The sequence below is a fragment of the Alcanivorax sp. HI0044 genome, from assembly GCF_001634945.1.
Map to the genome: position 1 here is coordinate 1 of NZ_LWEZ01001589.1, position 615 is coordinate 615.

Consider the following 615-nt stretch of genomic DNA (forward strand, 5'->3'; position numbering starts at 1 on the left):
TTCGAGCTGTCTCGCTACGAAGACGTGGTGATCGGCAATACCAACCAGGCCGGTGAAGATGCCCGTAACGTGGCCCGCCATGCCGGGTTGCTGGCAGGGCTGCCGGAATCCGTGGCCGGAATCACCGTTAACCGCTTGTGCGGCAGTGGCCTGGCGGCAACGCTGGATGCCGCGCGCATGGTTTCCGTGGGTGAAGGTGATTTGATCGTTGCCGGTGGCACGGAATCCATGAGCCGCGCGCCCTTCGTCATGGCCAAGGCGGAAAAAGCGTTCAGCCGCGACATGACGATTTTCGACAGTACTATTGGTGCCCGTTTCCCCAACCCGAAAATCCTCAACCAGTTCGGTGCCGATACCATGCCGGAAACCGCCCAGAACGTGGCGGACGATCTGGGCATTAGCCGCGAGGAAGCGGATGCCTTTGCGGCACGCTCCCAGCAGCGTTATGAGGCAGCCAGAGAGCGCGGTTTCTATCAGAAGGAGATCCTGCCGGTCATTGTTCCCCAAGGCCGCAAGAAAGAGCCGCTGACGGTGGCAGACGATGAGCATCCCCGTGCTGGCACCACTGCTGAAAAATTGGCAAAACTGCCTGCTATCGTTGAGGGTGGCATCATT

The 615-nt window shown here is 60.0% G+C and carries 1 pseudogene; it reads left to right on the forward strand.

Going from position 1 to position 615, the window contains the following annotated elements:
* Positions 1–615 (forward strand): annotated as a pseudogene (locus A3730_RS24075) (3-oxoadipyl-CoA thiolase); the annotation flags it as partial.